Origin of the sequence: Mesorhizobium sp. M0243 (assembly GCF_040321775.1) — a bacterium.
GTDB lineage: Bacteria > Pseudomonadota > Alphaproteobacteria > Rhizobiales > Rhizobiaceae > Mesorhizobium.
This window is the reverse complement of record NZ_JAMYSF010000074.1, coordinates 1-1,163: the sequence shown is the minus strand read 5'-3', so window position 1 is coordinate 1,163 and position 1,163 is coordinate 1. Positions and strand designations below refer to the sequence as shown.

The 1,163-nt window shown below is 63.1% G+C and carries 1 protein-coding gene; it reads right to left on the bottom strand.

What is annotated here, in order from left to right; all coding sequences use genetic code 11:
- A partial coding sequence (gene tuf, locus NKJ11_RS33665; protein ID WP_352795182.1) for an elongation factor Tu occupies window positions 1-1,163 on the bottom strand: 1,163 nt, incomplete at both ends.

The following is a 1,163-nucleotide window of genomic DNA, read 5'->3' as shown; positions in this document are numbered from 1 at the left end:
TTGATGGTGACGACGATGCCGGCACCGACGGTGCGGCCGCCTTCACGGATAGCGAAGCGCAGCTTCTCTTCCATGGCGATCGGCACGATCAGCTCGACATCGACCGTGATGTTGTCGCCCGGCATCACCATCTCGGTGCCTTCCGGCAGCGACACGATGCCGGTCACGTCGGTCGTGCGGAAGTAGAACTGCGGACGGTAGTTGGTGAAGAACGGCGTGTGACGGCCACCTTCGTCCTTGGTCAGGATGTAGGCTTCGGCCACGAACTTCTTGTGCGGCTTCACCGTGCCCGGCTTGGCCAGAACCTGACCGCGCTCGACACCTTCACGATCAACGCCGCGCAGCAGCGCGCCGATGTTGTCGCCAGCCTGGCCCTGATCGAGCAGCTTGCGGAACATCTCGACGCCCGTGCAGGTCGTCTTGGTCGTCGGACGGATGCCGATGATCTCCAGCTCCTCGCCGACCTTGACAATGCCGCGCTCGACGCGGCCGGTCACGACCGTGCCGCGGCCAGAGATCGAGAACACGTCTTCGATCGGCATCAGGAACGGCTTGTCGAGCGGACGAACCGGCGTCGGGATGTAGGCATCGACCGCAGCCATCAGCTCGCGGATCGCGTCTTCACCGATCTTCTTGTCGCTGTCTTCCAGAGCAGCCAGCGCCGAACCCTTGACGATCGGAATGTCGTCGCCGGGGAACTCGTTCTTGGTCAAAAGCTCGCGAACCTCGAGCTCGACCAGTTCGAGCAGCTCGGCGTCGTCGACCTGGTCGACCTTGTTCAGGAACACCACGATCGACGGCACGCCGACCTGACGGGCCAGCAGGATGTGCTCGCGGGTCTGCGGCATCGGGCCGTCGGCGGCCGACACGACCAGGATCGCGCCGTCCATCTGCGCGGCACCGGTGATCATGTTCTTCACATAGTCGGCGTGGCCGGGGCAGTCGACGTGAGCGTAGTGGCGGGCAGCCGTCTCGTATTCGACGTGCGCCGTCGAGATCGTGATGCCGCGCGCCTTTTCTTCAGGGGCAGCGTCGATCTGGTCGTAGCGCTTGTATTCGCCAAAATACTTGGTGATCGCCGCCGTCAGCGACGTCTTGCCATGGTCGACGTGGCCAATCGTGCCGATGTTCACGTGAGGCTTGTTACGCTCGAATTTACCTTT